The 15,535-nt window shown below is 39.6% G+C and carries 19 protein-coding genes; 2 read left to right on the top strand and 17 right to left on the bottom strand.

Features of this window, described 5'->3' with window-relative positions; genetic code table 11:
• Positions 1–11: 11 nt before the first annotated feature.
• The 10 genes from recO to rpoE form a co-directional block, all read right to left on the bottom strand.
• On the bottom strand, positions 12–707 hold the full coding sequence (gene recO / locus Q91_RS05455; protein WP_015005888.1) for a DNA repair protein RecO: 696 nt from the start codon (positions 705–707) through the stop codon (positions 12–14).
• A gap of 43 nt (positions 708–750) precedes the next feature.
• Positions 751–1,653 (bottom strand): GTPase Era, encoded by a 903-nt coding sequence (gene era, locus Q91_RS05450; RefSeq protein ID WP_015005887.1) that lies wholly within the window; start codon positions 1,651–1,653, stop codon positions 751–753.
• Complete coding sequence (gene rnc / locus Q91_RS05445; RefSeq protein WP_015005886.1) at positions 1,650–2,327, bottom strand: ribonuclease III; 678 nt, start codon at positions 2,325–2,327, stop codon at positions 1,650–1,652. The genes era and rnc overlap by 4 nt, the downstream gene beginning before the upstream one ends.
• A gap of 15 nt (positions 2,328–2,342) precedes the next feature.
• Positions 2,343–2,711, bottom strand: coding sequence for a DUF4845 domain-containing protein (locus tag Q91_RS05440; RefSeq protein ID WP_015005885.1), 369 nt, complete (start codon positions 2,709–2,711; stop codon positions 2,343–2,345).
• A gap of 26 nt (positions 2,712–2,737) precedes the next feature.
• The gene (gene lepB, locus Q91_RS05435; RefSeq protein WP_015005884.1) at positions 2,738–3,511 is read right to left on the bottom strand and encodes a signal peptidase I; all 774 of its coding nucleotides are present in this window, start codon (positions 3,509–3,511) and stop codon (positions 2,738–2,740) included.
• Positions 3,511–5,313, bottom strand: coding sequence for a translation elongation factor 4 (gene lepA, locus Q91_RS05430; RefSeq protein WP_015005883.1), 1,803 nt, complete (start codon positions 5,311–5,313; stop codon positions 3,511–3,513). The genes lepB and lepA overlap by 1 nt, the downstream gene beginning before the upstream one ends.
• Before the next feature lie 125 nt (positions 5,314–5,438).
• On the bottom strand, positions 5,439–6,836 hold the full coding sequence (locus Q91_RS05425; protein ID WP_015005882.1) for a DegQ family serine endoprotease: 1,398 nt from the start codon (positions 6,834–6,836) through the stop codon (positions 5,439–5,441).
• Positions 6,837–6,877: 41 nt separating this feature from the next.
• Positions 6,878–7,321, bottom strand: coding sequence for a SoxR reducing system RseC family protein (locus Q91_RS05420; RefSeq protein WP_020162128.1), 444 nt, complete (start codon positions 7,319–7,321; stop codon positions 6,878–6,880).
• 116 nt (positions 7,322–7,437) lie between these two features.
• Positions 7,438–7,908, bottom strand: coding sequence for a sigma-E factor negative regulatory protein (locus Q91_RS05415; protein ID WP_015005880.1), 471 nt, complete (start codon positions 7,906–7,908; stop codon positions 7,438–7,440).
• Positions 7,909–7,932: 24 nt separating this feature from the next.
• Positions 7,933–8,502 (bottom strand): RNA polymerase sigma factor RpoE, encoded by a 570-nt coding sequence (gene rpoE / locus Q91_RS05410; protein ID WP_015005879.1) that lies wholly within the window; start codon positions 8,500–8,502, stop codon positions 7,933–7,935.
• Between the two features lie 172 nt (positions 8,503–8,674).
• Between rpoE and nadB the strand changes: the two genes are divergently transcribed.
• On the top strand, positions 8,675–10,276 hold the full coding sequence (nadB, locus tag Q91_RS05405) for an L-aspartate oxidase (RefSeq protein WP_015005878.1): 1,602 nt from the start codon (positions 8,675–8,677) through the stop codon (positions 10,274–10,276).
• Here nadB and Q91_RS05400 read toward each other — a convergent pair.
• Genes Q91_RS05400 through Q91_RS11480 form a run of 7 tightly spaced genes read right to left on the bottom strand, consistent with a single transcriptional unit; the run spans position 10,266 to position 14,498 of the window.
• Entirely contained in the window at positions 10,266–10,712 is a 447-nt protein-coding gene (locus tag Q91_RS05400; RefSeq protein ID WP_238538366.1) for a protein YgfX, read from the bottom strand. The genes nadB and Q91_RS05400 overlap by 11 nt on opposite strands.
• The gene (locus Q91_RS05395) at positions 10,687–10,923 is read right to left on the bottom strand and encodes a succinate dehydrogenase assembly factor 2 (protein WP_015005876.1); all 237 of its coding nucleotides are present in this window, start codon (positions 10,921–10,923) and stop codon (positions 10,687–10,689) included. Before Q91_RS05395 ends, Q91_RS05400 begins: the two co-directional genes overlap by 26 nt.
• On the bottom strand, positions 10,923–11,708 hold the full coding sequence (locus Q91_RS05390) for a succinate dehydrogenase iron-sulfur subunit (protein WP_015005875.1): 786 nt from the start codon (positions 11,706–11,708) through the stop codon (positions 10,923–10,925). The genes Q91_RS05395 and Q91_RS05390 overlap by 1 nt, the downstream gene beginning before the upstream one ends.
• Before the next feature lie 20 nt (positions 11,709–11,728).
• Entirely contained in the window at positions 11,729–13,522 is a 1,794-nt protein-coding gene (gene sdhA / locus Q91_RS05385) for a succinate dehydrogenase flavoprotein subunit (RefSeq protein WP_015005874.1), read from the bottom strand.
• A gap of 6 nt (positions 13,523–13,528) precedes the next feature.
• Entirely contained in the window at positions 13,529–13,909 is a 381-nt protein-coding gene (gene sdhD / locus Q91_RS05380; RefSeq protein ID WP_015005873.1) for a succinate dehydrogenase, hydrophobic membrane anchor protein, read from the bottom strand.
• Between the two features lies 1 nt (position 13,910).
• Positions 13,911–14,306, bottom strand: coding sequence for a succinate dehydrogenase, cytochrome b556 subunit (gene sdhC, locus Q91_RS05375; protein WP_020932672.1), 396 nt, complete (start codon positions 14,304–14,306; stop codon positions 13,911–13,913).
• A 30-nt stretch (positions 14,307–14,336) separates the two neighbouring features.
• Entirely contained in the window at positions 14,337–14,498 is a 162-nt protein-coding gene (locus tag Q91_RS11480; RefSeq protein WP_015005871.1) for a DUF1674 domain-containing protein, read from the bottom strand.
• A gap of 136 nt (positions 14,499–14,634) precedes the next feature.
• On the opposite strand from Q91_RS11480, the gene Q91_RS05370 reads away from it, so the two are divergent.
• Entirely contained in the window at positions 14,635–15,516 is an 882-nt protein-coding gene (locus Q91_RS05370; RefSeq protein WP_015005870.1) for a folate-binding protein YgfZ, read from the top strand.
• The last annotated feature ends 19 nt before the right edge of the window (positions 15,517–15,535 follow it).

Genomic DNA, 15,535 nt, shown 5'->3' with positions numbered 1-15,535 from the left:
AAAGTAGAAAATTAAGCGAACAAATCGCGACTTTTAAGTATTTTACCATCCAACTGGTTATCGATTAACCGTCGCATAAGACGTTTTGCTTGCTTTAGCTCTGTTTTGCCTTGTAGGTTATTATTGTTAAGGTTAATTAGAGTACTACCAAGAACGGCATCAGGATGATTTTCATTATTAGTCAACCGAGGCCCCTGCCCTGGATGATAGATGTAATATTTACTAGGGTCTATCGGTCGTTGATATTCACTGTCATATTCCAGCATGAGCCCATAGCCGATTGCGTCAAATAACTTTTTTTCAAACTCTCTCAGGTGTACTTCCAGCGATAGGCCCTTTGACAGCAAAACAATAACGTCTCTATATGCATCAAATAAATAAGGGTGCGCATCGTGTTTATGAAGTAAACATAGAATTAATTCATTAACATAAAAGCCACAATACAAAGCAGCTCCTTTCAATTGAGGTATATTTTCAGGGTCCTCGATAGAGATAAGCGTTTTAAGATCACTCTTACCAATCCAAGATAGCGATAATGCTCGAAAGGCTTGCAACAAAGAACCGTATTTAGAATTATTTTTTTTTGAGCCTTTGGAAAGAATCGACAAAACACCATAATCGCGCGTAAACACTTGATGAATTGAACTGTTTTCCTTAAACCCCTGACTTTTTAAAATAAAGCCCGTCTGATGCTCAACTCTATTCATCGCATTTGTGTAAACGAATTAACGCTGTTCCTTATATAGTCAGTTATTCGATACCCCGATACCCTAAACTGATCAATTCTCGTTCATTGTCCGACCAGTTTTTCTTAACCTTTACCCATAAATTCAAATAAACCTTTGATTCGAGCATTTTCTCAATATCCAGACGAGCCTGCGTACCAACCTCTTTAAGCCCTACGCCTTTATCGCCTATGACTATATTCTTTTGCCCATCCCTTTCCACCCAAATAACAGCATGAATACGGGTTATTTTTTCTTCCACTTTGTATTGATCGATACTAATACTTAATGAATGAGGAATTTCTTGCCCTAGACGACGTATAAGCTTTTCTCGAATAATTTCTGTTGCCATAAATCGTTCAGAGCTATCGGTCACCTGATCTTCCGGAAACATCAACTCACCCTCAGGAAGTAACGTTAGAAGCAGCTGTTCAAACTCACCTAATTGTTTACCTGTTAAAGCAGAAATAGGGATAATCGACTGAAAATCGTGTTCGAGGCTAATTTTCTGAATAAATGGCAATAAGCTTTCTTTGTCAGCAACCTTATCAATTTTATTAATCGCTAAAACGACAGGTGCTCCTTCATTTTTTAACTTCTCAAGAATAGAGATATCAATAGCATCCCATTGCATATCATCTTTAACCCAAACAATCACATCAACCCCCATTAGGCTGGTGTCTGCGGTTTTGTTTAAGTATTTATTTAACGCCCTTTTACCACCTAAGTGCATACCTGGCGTATCAACATACACAACTTGCGATGCTTCTGTTGTTTTAATGCCTAATATCCGATGACGCGTCGTTTGTGGTCGTCTAGAAGTAATGCTGATCTTTTGCCCTAATATATTATTTAAAAGGGTTGATTTACCGGCATTTGGTGCACCTATAAGGGCAACAAAACCACTTTTGAATGATTTTTTTGTCATGATAATAAACCCTCTAAAATTTTTGATGCAGCCTTTTGCTCGGCTTTTTTCCGAGAGCTAGCTGTTGCGCATACCACTTCTTCCACACCGTCAACCTGGCACTCAACTTTAAATTGCTGATTATGATCCAGTCCTGTGGTTGAGATTACACTATAGCGAGGCACCGCTATACCACGCGCTTGTAGATATTCTTGTAATTGAGTTTTTGGATCTTTTGAAGCGGTATCTAAATTTAATGAGTCTAATTGTGTTTTGAATATCGTCAACACCCAAGATCTCGTTTCGTTTAGCCCTTTATCTTTATACATGGCACCTATTAATGCTTCAACAGCATCAGAAAGAATCGAAGCACGGTGTTTACCACCACTTTTCATCTCGCCCGGCCCCAGTACCAATTCATCGCTTAACTGCAGCATTTTAGCAATATTTGCTAACGATTCTCCATTAACCAAATGCGCACGAAGCCGACTCATCACGCCTTCATCAGCCGCAGGAAATTTCTCATAGATTGCATCGGCAATAATAAACCCTAAAATAGCATCGCCTAAAAACTCTAAACGCTCATTATTATTTTTACTAATACTTCGATGCGTTAATGCCTGTTCGAGTAAAGCATGATCATCAAATATTGTATTTATTTTTTTTTGCAGCCTGCTAGCATCAAAGCTCAACATATCATCTAATTTACTTTAAATAGGTACTTCAAACTCATCACTAAATGAGAGGATTAAATCAACATTGCCGATATAGTCTTTACGAACCTCATAGTCAACTTTCATCGTAATGTCGCTAAGAGAACGGTTGATTTTGGCGTTTTTGGCGTTAATACTGTTAACCTGATTCATATCCAGTTTTTTCTGAAACAAGCCCCTTATCTGCCCAACACTCATTTTACTTAAGTCTTGATCCATCTCGATCGCTTCCATTGCCTTTTTAACAGCAAGGTGTTCCATATAAACAGGGAATACCTTCAAAACACTTAATGTAATAATGCCTATTAAGCCGAAAACTAAAATTAACCCGACAAGAGTAAACCCTTTTTGCTTTGATGAATTCATACCATATTTCCTTTTTATAATTAATCCTACTGTATTATTGAACCTAATCTTGACCAATCGACACCTTTATTATCAGCATCCCAGTTCATCCAAATCATAAACGCTTTACCGACTATATTTTCTTCAGGGACCGTACCCCAGTATCGACTATCATTACTGTTATCACGGTTATCTCCCATCATGAAGTAATGTCCATCAGGCACTATTATTTCACCTTCAACTGACGGACGTTGTTGCATAATAAGTATCTCGTGTTCTTTCGCTTGTAGTTGCTCATGCTGCAATAAGGCACCTGTCATATTCTCCCCTTGGCCAACACCTTTGTACAGACCTAAGGGTTTTTGTATTATTTTCTCACCATTAATAAAAATATGTTTATCGAAATAGCCGACTTTATCACCAGGTAAGGCAATCACGCGTTTAATGTAATCTAATGAGGGGTTTTGGGGGTAACGAAAAACCATAATGTCACCTCGTTCTGGCTTTCCGATATCAATTATTTTTGTATCAACAACAGGCAACCGTATGCCGTAGGAAAACTTGTTAACCAAAATAAAGTCACCTATTAGTAATGTTGGCATCATCGAGCTGGAGGGGATTCTAAATGGCTCTACAATAAACGAGCGCAAAACCAAAACGAATAAAAGCACTGGGAAAAATGATTTTGAATACTCAACAATCAGTGGCTCTTTACGGGCGGTTTGGCTTTTTTTCAACCGTTTTATAAGCCAATAAATAGCGGCAATAAACCCAGTTATAAAGGTGGCGAGTGTTAGTGCGGCAGAAAAGTCAAAATGCATTAGTCACTTCCTAGTTTAAGCACCGCAAGAAAGGCATCTTGTGGAATATCAACATTACCAACTTGTTTCATACGTTTTTTCCCGGCTTTTTGCTTTTCTAATAGTTTACGTTTACGAGAAACATCACCACCATAGCATTTAGCCGTCACATTTTTTCTAAGTGCTTTGACTGAGGAGCGTGCAATAATTTTCGCACCAATAGCAGCTTGAATGGCAATTTCAAACATCTGCCTTGGAATAAGGTCTTTCATTTTTTCAACCAACTCGCGGCCACGCCCTTGGCTAATATCTCGATGTACAATTAGGGATAAGGCATCGACCCTGTCGCCATTAATAAGCACGTCCAATTTTACTAAGGGCTCAGCTTGAAAACGTCTAAACTCATATTCAAACGATGCATATCCGCGACTAACAGATTTTAAACGATCAAAAAAGTCTAATACCACTTCACTCATAGGCATCTCATAGCTTAATGACACTTGTTTGCCCATGTATTGCATTTTTGTTTGTACGCCACGTTTATCAATACATAACGTAATCACATTTCCTAAATACTCTTGAGGAACCAGTATATGGGCTTCAATTATCGGCTCACGAATTTCAGCAATTGTTGAAATATCAGGCAGCTTTGCTGGGTTATCTACCTCAATAATATCGCCGTTATGTAATAGCACTTCATAAACAACCGTTGGTGCGGTAGTTATTAGGTCCAAGTCATATTCACGTTCAAGACGTTCTTGAATGATTTCCATATGCAGCATACCTAAGAAACCACAGCGAAACCCAAAACCCAGTGCATCAGACGTTTCTGGTTCATAGTTTAAAGAGGCATCATTAAGCTTTAATTTATTTAATGCTTCTCGAAGGTTCTCATAATCATTAGAACTTGAAGGGAACAAGCCGGCAAACACACGTGCTTGAACCTTTTTAAAACCCGGCAATGAGTTTTCCGCAGGCTGGCTCGAAAAGGTGATCGTGTCACCAACTGGAGCCCCATAAATATCTTTAATGCCAGCAACCATAAATCCCACATCACCAGGGTACAGTGCATCAAGCACCTCCCTTTTGGGCGTAAAAACACCAACTTGATCGACTAAATGAATATTATTTGAAGACATCATTTTGATTTTCTGTTTCTTTTTTATCGTGCCATTAACAACACGAATCAAAGAGACAACACCCAGGTAATTATCAAACCAAGAATCAATAATTAACGCTTGTAAAGGGGCATCAGGATCCCCCTTAGGCGCAGGCACATTCTTTACAATATCTTCTAAAACCAATTCAACACCCAATCCAGTTTTAGCACTAATTTGAGGCGCATCAATTGCTTCAATACCTATAATTTCTTCTACTTCTTCTGCAACACGTTCAGGCTCTGCAGAGGGCAAATCTATCTTATTTAGTACCGGTAGAACTTCTAGCCCTAAATCAATAGCGGTATAACAATTCGCTACACTTTGCGCCTCAACTCCTTGCGCGGCATCAACCACCAATAAAGCTCCTTCACAGGCTGCTAAAGAACGTGATACTTCATATGAAAAGTCTACATGGCCAGGTGTATCAATAAAATTCAATCGATAGGTTATTCCATCGTTTGCTTTGTAATGCAAGGTAACACTTTGCGCTTTAATGGTAATACCACGTTCACGTTCAATATCCATTGAATCAAGGACTTGCTCCTCCATTTCACGTTCACTCAAACCTCCACATATATGGATTAAGCGATCTGCAAGAGTAGATTTCCCATGATCAATATGGGCAATGATAGAAAAATTTCTTGTTAAGCTAATATCAGGCACGTTTTTACTCGTCAATCGGGGTCATAGACCGTAAATGTAGGCTAAATCGTATATAAATCATCCGATTCACATAGTTAAAAACGCCTCAAAAGAGGCGTTTAATTTTATAGCGTGTATTGTACCTATTATTTTTTCAATGCGAGGAAAATTGGGTTCCCTTGTCGATTTATTAACACAGAAATAAACTTTCCTTCTTTTATTTTAGAAGCCAACTTTTTCATGTGCTGGGTATTTTTAACTGACTGGCCATCAAGTTGCATAATAATATCACCGGCACGAATACCCGCATTTGATGCATTCCCATTATCAACAGAGGCAACAAGAACACCGTATTGCTTAATTCCTAGCTCATCACGCATCTGTTTTGTTAAGTTTTTTATAGACATGCCAAGAATACTATTACCCTTTGACTCAATTACATCGGTAGCTGATGCTTGTTCATCTTCTGGTAAATTTTCTAGCGTGACCGTAAGCACTTTAGTTTTCTTATTGCGAATAACGGTTACTCGAGCCTTATTTTTGATATTAGCGGCACCTACTAAAGGAGGTAAAGAGGATGAGCGACTTATACTTTCACCGTTAAAACTTATGATAACGTCGCCGACTTGAATGCCTGCTTTTTCTGCTGGGCTATCAGGAACAATTTGAGCCACTAAGGCACCTTGAGGTTTATCCATCTCAAAGGATTCTGCTAGTTCACGAGTGACATCCTGAATACGAACACCTAGCCAGCCGCGAATAACATGACCAGATTCCTTCAATTGGTTACTTACATTTAGCGCAACATCAATCGGAATTGCAAATGATAAGCCCATAAAGCCACCAGAGCGACTATAAATTTGTGAGTTGATACCAACCACTTCGCCCTCTAGATTAAATAAGGGGCCACCAGAATTGCCGGGGTTAATCGCAACATCCGTTTGAATAAAAGGCACGTAATTCTCTTTAGGTAAACTTCGACCCTTAGCACTAACAATTCCCGCCGTCACTGAGCTATCAAAACCAAAGGGTGAGCCTATCGCAAATACCCACTCCCCTACTTTAAGTGATTTAGATGAACCTAATTTCACAACAGGGAGGTCTTTAGCATCTACTTTTAGTAACGCAACGTCGGTACGCTCATCACTACCAATCAATTCGGCTTTAAGCTCTCTACGGTCCTGAAGCCTAACGAAAATCTCATCTGCATTTTTAACAACATGGTGATTGGTTAACAAAAACCCATCATTTGAAATAATAAACCCTGACCCTAATGAACGAGACTCGCGTTGGCGTGGCCTTTGCCCTTGGCCACCAAAAAAATGTTTTAACAAATCACTATAAGGCTGGTTTTCTGGAAACTCGAAACCTTCAGGCAAGACACTGTGCTGTTGCGCTTTTTGCGTTGTGCTGATATTTACAACGGCTTTATTATTTTTCTCTACTAGGTCCGTGAAGTCAGGCAAACCATTAGCTACAGCATTCGTAAACAAACCCGATAACATAACTATAAAAAAAATACTTCGGCTCAAACGTGTATACATAAGTTTTCCTTTTTATAACGATTCAAAATAAATGGGGAGCATTAAATTTTTTTCAAGATTACCGGGTTAATTTTCTGTACTTCAAAAAAACTCTCAATTAATTTTTTAATAAATTGATAGCAACCAGCAAAACCAATAAGTGCTAGAACGATAGTCAATAATTCATTATTTAAATTGAATTGTTCGGTTAGGTATTGGCCTACTATTGCAAAGAGAAATAGCGCACATAAGGGTACAAAATATATTAAACCGGTTAGTCCCAAAAACACTTTTTCGCTAATACCAATAACAACTTCATCACCCTCTTTTAGTGGTAACGTTGATTGCATTTTAAGTTGAATTTTTTTGGACCCAAAAAATTTTGATAACGTTGAAGTCGAGCAAGAAGACGCTTCTTTGCAACTTTGGCATGAAGAGCTTTGGGTGGTTTCAACACTAACCCATGAATGGTCTACCGATTGTACGACGGCTATTTCTTCAATCACATCTATTTCCACTTGGTTATATTAGTTTTAAGTGCTTTTACTAGAAAATACTGAAACCTGTTATTAAACAACAAATTATTCACCACGTTATCCTGATAAACCGGAGAGTTAATCAATTACCGTCCAAAGGTAACTAACTGAGGACGTAATGTATTTTCATTAACTATTAACTCATCATCAACGGGCTCTTCTAGGGCTAAATGTTCTTCCTTTTGAGGGTCAAGTGATGCAATAGATTGTTGTTGTGGGGACACGGAGGGCACATTATTTATATTAAAAACAATGACTGCGAAAATGGCCACTGAGGCCGCTATGGCTGCCGTTATATATGTTTTACTGTCTGATTTATTACGTTGGGGGGCTAAAACTGTTGGCTCCGCAACAATTGCCGCCTGAACTTGCTTTAAAAATGATTGTTGATGAACATCTGGTTCTTCACTTAATACTTCTCTAATAAGCGCATAACGATCTAAGGTTTGATTCAGCTCGTGATCACTTTGTATTTCGGCTAATAACTCTTTCATCTCATAATTACTTAATTCATTATCAAGCAGCGATGAGAGTTGTTGTTTATGCGTGTCATTCATTTTTTTTCCTAATCAATAACCTAATTAGAGCAATGGTTTTAGTATTTTATCCACGGCTTCACGAGCCCTAAATATGCGTGACCTAACTGTACCAACCGGACACTTCATCTTTTGTGCAATTTCTTCATAACTCATTCCATCTAGTTCTCGGTAGCTGATCGCATTTCTCAATTCGTCTGGCAGGTCGTTAATGGCCTGTTGAATAGTGCTTCTAATCTCTTCACTAAGTAACAGGTGTTCAGGCGTGTCGCCTTCTTTAAGTTGAAATGCGCCTTCAAAATTTTCTGCATCATTGACATCCACCGTATGATCAGAAGATTTTCGTGCTCTAGAAACAAGGTGATTTTTAGCTGTGTTAACGGCAATACGATATAACCATGTATAAAAAGCACTATCTCCCCTAAAATTCGGCAAGGCTTTATACGTTTTAATAAATGCTTCTTGCGCCACATCCTGAGCCTCACTTGCATCACTAATATACCTGCTCACCAATTGAATAATACGCTGCTGATATTTAATAACTAATCTATCAAACGCCTTCTTATCACCCTCTTTAACAAGCGCGATTAATTGCTGATCATCTTGGTCAGACATACCTGCTCACATAAACTTGTACAGATAACTCTAACGCTTGCCCTAAAGACAGTCGTATTAAGAAGGAGTTCAATTGTTTAGAAGAAAAAAGCAATTTATTAATTATTCCGTGTAAAGTAACAAAGTTTTTCCATTATGACCCTTAAGAGTAAGTCTAATCAAATAAATTAATATGCCTGATCATTCACTTTCTTATGACGTTATCATTATAGGTAGCGGTGCCGCTGGTCTAGGACTTGCCCTTTCATTACCTGACCACCTTCAAGTTGCTATTCTTTCAAAACTAAATATGTCTGAAGGCAGTACTTATTATGCCCAAGGTGGCATCTCAGCCGTTTTAGACAGCGCTGACTCATTAGAATCTCACCGCCTAGATACCATGCGTGCTGGTGCTGGCTTATGCCATGACGATGTTGTTGAACTAGTGGTATCAAACGGTAAAAGCAGTATTGATTGGCTCATGAAGAATAATGTCGCGTTTTCCACTCATAAGAGCACGCAATCAAACAGTCAATTGCACCTTACTAAAGAAGGTGGTCATTCCTATAGGCGTGTTGTTCACGCAGATGATTCAACGGGTAAAGCGGTGCAACTTGCACTAAACGAACAAGTGCTTAATAAGCCGAATATTAAGATTTTTGAACACCATAATGTTATTGATTTAGTCACAGAAACAGACACCCTAAGCGGTAAAAAAAGAGTCATCGGTTGTTATGTACTGGACGCTAAAAAAGATATCGTATTTAGCATGAAAGCACCTTGCATTACGCTCGCAACAGGCGGAGCGAGCAAGGTTTATTTGTATACCAGCAACCCCGATGTTTCAACTGGCGACGGCATTGCTATGGCATGGCGCGCTGGTTGTAGAGTCGCTAACATGGAATTTATGCAATTTCATCCGACTTGTTTATTTCACCCAGAAGCCAAGTCTTTTTTAATCAGCGAAGCGGTTAGAGGAGAAGGTGGACTTTTATTATTGCCAGACGGCACACGTTTTATGCCAAATTTTGACAAACGTGCAGAACTCGCCCCTCGTGATATTGTTGCCCGTGCGATTGATCATGAAATGAAGCGTTTAGGGGTTTCTTCTTTGTTCTTAGACATTAGCCATCGTACCGCTAAGTTTACAAAATCACATTTCCCCATGCTCCACGAGAGGTGCCTTGATTTCGGTTTTGATATGACCAAAGAACCGTTACCTGTTGTTCCTGCGGCGCATTACACTTGTGGCGGCGTAATGACTGACAAAAACGGACTAACCGACATTACCGGTTTATATGCTATTGGAGAGACTGCTTTCACTGGGTTACATGGTGCTAATAGAATGGCCAGCAACTCTATTCTTGAATGTTTAGTTTTCGCCAAACAGGCCAGTGTTGATATCACTCGTTTCTTAAAAAACACCAAAAAACAGCCCAACATCCCAGCCTGGGACGATTCAAAAGTCATTAATTCAGATGAAGCCATTGTCGTTTCACATAACTGGGCTGAATTGCGCCAGTTCATGTGGGATTACGTGGGTATTGTTCGAACAACCAAACGGTTACAGCGAGCTAAAAATCGTATTGAGCTATTAAAACGAGAGATACAAGAGTATTACGGTAAATTTCATGTAACCAGTGACTTTCTCGAATTAAGGAATCTCGTTACCGCCGCAGAACTTATTATCGATAGTGCGCTTCTACGTAAGGAAAGCCGTGGCTTACATTACACACTAGATTATCCTAACCTAGATGATAAGCACTTTAAGAAAGATACAATCCTTAAACCTTAGGGTTTAGCAGCTGGTTTTTATATACCTTTAACGCAACACGCAGTTTTCTATTCTCCTCGTTAGTCATAGAGTCACTGCCTAATGCCAAATATAAGGTCTTGGTGTCTGACTGGAAATGTAGAAAAATAAGCGGACCTAAGAGTCTTGTGGTTTCTTTAAGACGATACACATGAGGTTTAACATGATTTCTCTCTATCAGCCAATCAGCATTTTCCATACAGCGTATTTTTTTGACTTGAGCAACATTTAAAGCACCAATGTGAACGGTATGGGCAATCATCAATATGACAAATACGCTCAACATAACTTGGGCTGGAAAAGCCAAGGCATTTAACCAACAAGCCATCAGTGCGAATATAAAGACGCTATAAGCAAACCACCTAATTCTATTAGATGGTTGTATGTTTATTTCAAAGGTCGGTACAAATTTTTTCAACGATACGGGCTACGTTTTGATCCTTTGGAATATCACCATAGAGCATGAAACCTAATATTTCAGGGTCTTCAATTTCTAGTAGTTTATTAAAAGCCTCTTTTTCAGCTGCTGAGAGCGCATCATAAGAGGTATCTACAAAACGAGTAAAAAGAACATCAAGCTCCTTCACGCCACGTCGGCAGCGCCAAAGGAGCTTTGATTTATCAGACATTAAGCAATCTTTCGTTCAACTAATAGTTTTTTAATCTCAGCGATGGCTTTTGCTGGATTCAAACCTTTCGGGCAGGTTTCAGTGCAATTCATAATGGTATGGCAACGATACAATTTGAAAGGATCTTCAAGCTCGTCCAAACGCTCACCTGCATTTTCGTCACGCGAATCAGCTAACCAACGATAAGCTTGCAGCAAGATTGCTGGACCTAGGTAGCGATCACCATTCCACCAGTAACTTGGGCATGATGTTGAACAGCATGCACAAAGAATACATTCATATAAACCATCAAGTTGTGCGCGGTCTTCTTTTGACTGTAGCCGCTCTTTATCAGGTGGAGGTGGTGTTGTTGATTGAATCCAAGGTTTGATAGAGGCGTATTGAGCATAGAAGTGCGTTAGGTCAGGCACAATGTCTTTTACAACGGGCATATGCGGTAATGGGTAAATCTTAATAGGCCCATCAATATCACCAATATCTTTGGTACAGGCTAAGGTATTTCTACCATTAATATTCATCGAACAAGAGCCACAAATTCCTTCACGGCAAGAACGGCGAAAAGTTAATGTTGAATCAACCTCATCTTTAATTTTGATAATGGCATCCAATACCATTGGGCCACAAGTATCTAGGTCAAGAAAGTATTTATCAACGCGTGGGTTTTCACCGCTATCTGGGTCCCAACGATAAATTTCAACTGCTTGAATATTGGTAGCACCTTCAGGTGCAGGGTAAGTTTTACCCTCTTGTACTACAGAGTTTTTTGGAAGTGTAAATTCAGCCATTTATTTATCCTCGTTAAATCTTAGTAGACACGCTTTTTAGGCGGAACAACATCCACATCATCCGACAATGTATACATATGTACAGGGCGGAACTTAATGCTGACCTTATTTTGATCGTCAAACCACATAATTGAATGCTTATGCCATTTATCATCATCACGATCTGGGAAATCCTCACGTGCGTGACCACCACGGCTTTCTTCTCTATTTAAAGCACCTTCAATCGTTACCGCTGCTTGAGACAATAAGTTATCAAGTTCCAGTGTTTCTATTAAATCAGTGTTCCAAATTAGTGAACGATCAGAGATCGACACGTCTTTAAATGATTCTTGAACTTCTCTAAGTTTTTCAACACCTTCTTGCATAGACTCACCTGTTCGAAACACAGCCGCATGTTTTTGCATGGTTCTTTGCATATCTAGGCGAACTTCTGAGGTTCTTTTAGAACCATTTGCATTTCTAAACTTATCTAGGCGAGTTAATGCTTTATCGCAGGCAGTTTTTGCCAAGTCTGGATGATCCGTACCAGGTTTAACCACTTCAGCGGCTCTAATAGCTGCAGAACGACCAAACACTACTAAATCTAATAGTGAGTTTGACCCTAATCTATTCGCACCATGAACAGACACACAAGCAGCCTCACCAATAGCCATCAACCCTTCTACAACTTTATCTGGGTTATCGCCATCAAGAGTAACAACTTCACCTTTATAATTGGTTGGAATACCACCCATGTTGTAATGCACGGTTGGTAGAACAGGAATAGGTTCCTTGCTGACATCTACACCTGCAAATATTTTTGCACTTTCGGCAATACCCGGTAAACGCTCTTCAATAACTTCAGGACCTAAGTGTTCCAGATGAAGGTTAATATGATCCCCATCTGGACCAACGCCACGCCCTTCATTAATTTCAATCGTCATGGAGCGACTCACTACATCGCGAGAGGCTAAATCTTTAGCGTTCGGCGCATAACGCTCCATAAAGCGCTCACCCTTAGAATTAGTTAAATAGCCACCTTCACCACGCACACCTTCAGTAATCAAACAACCTGAGCCGTATATACCTGTGGGATGGAATTGAACAAATTCCATATCTTGTAGAGGCAAGCCAGCTCTTAACGCCATAGCATTACCATCACCAGTGCAGGTGTGGGCAGAGGTGCAAGAGAAGTATGAACGCCCGTACCCACCGGTTGCCATGACAGCCATGTGTGAACGGAACAGATGAAGCGTACCGTCGTCCATTTTAAGTGCTAATACACCACGACATACACCGTCGTCATCCATAATTAAATCAAGCGCAAAGTACTCAATGAAGAACTCTGCATCATGTTTTAAAGATTGTTGATATAGCGTATGAAGGATTGCATGGCCTGTTCGGTCAGCCGCTGCACAAGTACGTTGTGCAGTCCCTTCACCATAATTAGTGGTCATCCCACCGAAAGGACGCTGATAGATTTTGCCTTCTTCTGTACGAGAAAATGGCACACCATAATGTTCAAGCTCAACAATTGCAGGAATCGCTTCACGACACATATACTCAATAGCATCTTGGTCACCCAACCAATCAGACCCTTTGACGGTGTCATACATATGCCAGCGCCAATCATCTTTACCCATATTACCTAACGCTGCACTAATACCACCTTGTGCAGCAACAGTATGACTACGCGTAGGAAAAACTTTAGTAATACACGCTGTTTTTAAGCCTTTTTGCGCCATCCCAAAGGTTGCACGTAAACCAGCACCGCCAGCACCGACCACCACAACATCGTACTTGTGTTCGGTTATTTTATAATCTTCAATACTCATACAGCTCTAGCCTCCCACAGCAATGCGTACCACAGCAATAATGCTTGCAGCGGCCAATAAAAATAATAATAAGTTAGTCCCCATAATGGCGGCAATTCGTACAGCCTTAGCACCAATATAGTCCTCGTAAATAACTTGCATACCCAATGCGGCATGATAGAAAGCAGCAACAACTAAACTAACAATCAAAGCAGCAGACCAAGGCGTGCCAATACAGTCTACAACGGTTGTGTAATCAGCCATGCTGAGTACAGCCACTTTAAACGCAAACCAAATTGTTAATGGAATAAGGGCAACGGCCGTTACACGTTGAGCCCACCAGTGGTGTAAACCGTCTTTTGCTGAACCTAGGCCTTTAGCCTGGCCAAGTGGTGATCTTAAACTCATGTTATGCTCCCGCTCCAGATGAAAAGGCAACAATCCAAACAACAATTGTTAAGAAAGCAGATAACCCTAAGACAATATAAGACGTTTTTTCAACGTCAGCTTTTTCAAAACAATAACCAGCATCCCAAACCAAGTGCCTAATGCCGTTTGATAAATGAAAAAACAAAGCAAATGTCCAACCAAACAAAACCAATCGCCCTATAAAACTCCCCATAAACTGTTGTGCAGAGATAAACGATTCTTCACCGCCGGCTAACGCCATTAACCACCAAACTAGAACAAGAGTCCCAAGCGTTAAAAAAGCCCCTGTACCGCGATGAACGATTGAAAGCAATGCTGATAATGGCAACCTGTAAACATCTAGGTGCGGTGATAGTGGTCTGTTATTACTACTCATGTAAACCCTCTTGATGATGTAAAAAATATATTAAAAATCAATGCATCTTCCGTTCTTTTCCCAATCCCCGTAGCGAGTTGGTTCTGGACCAGAACGACCATTGATTTCTTTTGTTAATTCCGGTGTAGGCTTATTGTCTTTTTCAGCATTATTTTTTTTTAATTGCTCTGCTGGTTCCAGTTCTTTGCGCATTAAAACACCTCAATTCAGAAGCTCGTTAGATTAAAACATCAGTCATTTATATTCAAGGATATACTGACGGTTTTTGTGCCGCAACATAATTTTTTAACGTTACAATATGTCTCTCATGAATTGTAAGTCTAAGCATATGAATACAACTACCCTATATGACCTTTCAAGTAGTAAGAAAATTATTGCTTTTTCAGGAGAGGATGCAGCTCATTTTTTACAAGGCCAAACAACTTGTGACGTATTGGCTTTAAAAAACTCTGACGCTGTTTTTGGAGCCGTATGTAACCCAAAAGGCAGAGTAATTACATTATTTCACCTAATAAAACACGACGAAACCTATTACATGGTTTTATCTAGTGATATGGCCTCAATTATTATCAAACGTATGAAAATGTTTGTATTTCGATCAAAGGTTGAGATTACTGACGCATCAAATGACTACAAAGTATTTGGCATAAACCAGCCTCTCCCTCCAGCAATGAGCAGCTTATTAGCGCCTTTAAAAAGCATTAAATATCAATCTGATAGCGAGCTTTCCTTATTAATCGTTGCAACCCAACAATACACGACTGCTAAGACAGACCCATCAATAACATTACAGAGCAACGAGACAGATTGGCAGCTACTATTGATTAATGAATGCATTCCAGAAATAACAACAGAGACAAGCGAGTTATTTATCCCACAAATGTTAAATATGGACCTTTTGAATGGAATTAATTTTCAAAAAGGCTGTTATACGGGGCAGGAAGTTGTCGCTAGAATGCATTATAAAGGCACCGTTAAAAGGCGGTTGGTTCAATTTCACACAGAAAAAGATCGCGCCGCAGGTGAAAGCATCCATTGTCCTGACGACCCTAACAGTGTTGGGACTATATTAAATTCACTTAATATAGGTGGTGAAACCAACACTGGACTAGTCGTCCTTAAAACATCGTTTATTAATGATGAAGCACTGCAGTTAGATGATAAAAGTGAGCTAATCCTACATAAACCAACTTACGGCTTAGGGGAATAAAGCTTGCAATAATCTAGTG

Source organism: Cycloclasticus sp. P1 (assembly GCF_000299965.1).
GTDB lineage: Bacteria > Pseudomonadota > Gammaproteobacteria > Methylococcales > Cycloclasticaceae > Cycloclasticus > Cycloclasticus pugetii.
The sequence above is the reverse complement of the archived record's forward strand: the minus strand, read 5'-3'. Positions and strand labels throughout refer to the sequence as shown.

Excerpts from the sequence above, each read along its gene's own strand:
- rpoE (WP_015005879.1), bottom strand. The coding sequence starts at position 8,502 with ATGTCTGACCAAGATGATCAGCAATTAATCGCGCTTGTTAAAGAGGGT.
- nadB (WP_015005878.1), top strand. The coding sequence starts at position 8,675 with ATGCCTGATCATTCACTTTCTTATGACGTTATCATTATAGGTAGCGGT.
- lepB (WP_015005884.1), bottom strand. The coding sequence starts at position 3,511 with ATGCATTTTGACTTTTCTGCCGCACTAACACTCGCCACCTTTATAACT.
- rnc (WP_015005886.1), bottom strand. The coding sequence starts at position 2,327 with ATGTTGAGCTTTGATGCTAGCAGGCTGCAAAAAAAAATAAATACAATA.
- era (WP_015005887.1), bottom strand. The coding sequence starts at position 1,653 with ATGACAAAAAAATCATTCAAAAGTGGTTTTGTTGCCCTTATAGGTGCA.
- Q91_RS05440 (WP_015005885.1), bottom strand. The coding sequence starts at position 2,711 with ATGAATTCATCAAAGCAAAAAGGGTTTACTCTTGTCGGGTTAATTTTA.
- recO (WP_015005888.1), bottom strand. The coding sequence starts at position 707 with ATGAATAGAGTTGAGCATCAGACGGGCTTTATTTTAAAAAGTCAGGGG.
- Q91_RS05370 (WP_015005870.1), top strand. The coding sequence starts at position 14,635 with ATGAATACAACTACCCTATATGACCTTTCAAGTAGTAAGAAAATTATT.
- sdhC (WP_020932672.1), bottom strand. The coding sequence starts at position 14,306 with ATGAGTAGTAATAACAGACCACTATCACCGCACCTAGATGTTTACAGG.
- Q91_RS05425 (WP_015005882.1), bottom strand. The coding sequence starts at position 6,836 with ATGTATACACGTTTGAGCCGAAGTATTTTTTTTATAGTTATGTTATCG.
- sdhA (WP_015005874.1), bottom strand. The coding sequence starts at position 13,522 with ATGAGTATTGAAGATTATAAAATAACCGAACACAAGTACGATGTTGTG.
- Q91_RS05395 (WP_015005876.1), bottom strand. The coding sequence starts at position 10,923 with ATGTCTGATAAATCAAAGCTCCTTTGGCGCTGCCGACGTGGCGTGAAG.
- Q91_RS11480 (WP_015005871.1), bottom strand. The coding sequence starts at position 14,498 with ATGCGCAAAGAACTGGAACCAGCAGAGCAATTAAAAAAAAATAATGCT.
- Q91_RS05415 (WP_015005880.1), bottom strand. The coding sequence starts at position 7,908 with ATGAATGACACGCATAAACAACAACTCTCATCGCTGCTTGATAATGAA.
- Q91_RS05390 (WP_015005875.1), bottom strand. The coding sequence starts at position 11,708 with ATGGCTGAATTTACACTTCCAAAAAACTCTGTAGTACAAGAGGGTAAA.
- sdhD (WP_015005873.1), bottom strand. The coding sequence starts at position 13,909 with ATGAGTTTAAGATCACCACTTGGCCAGGCTAAAGGCCTAGGTTCAGCA.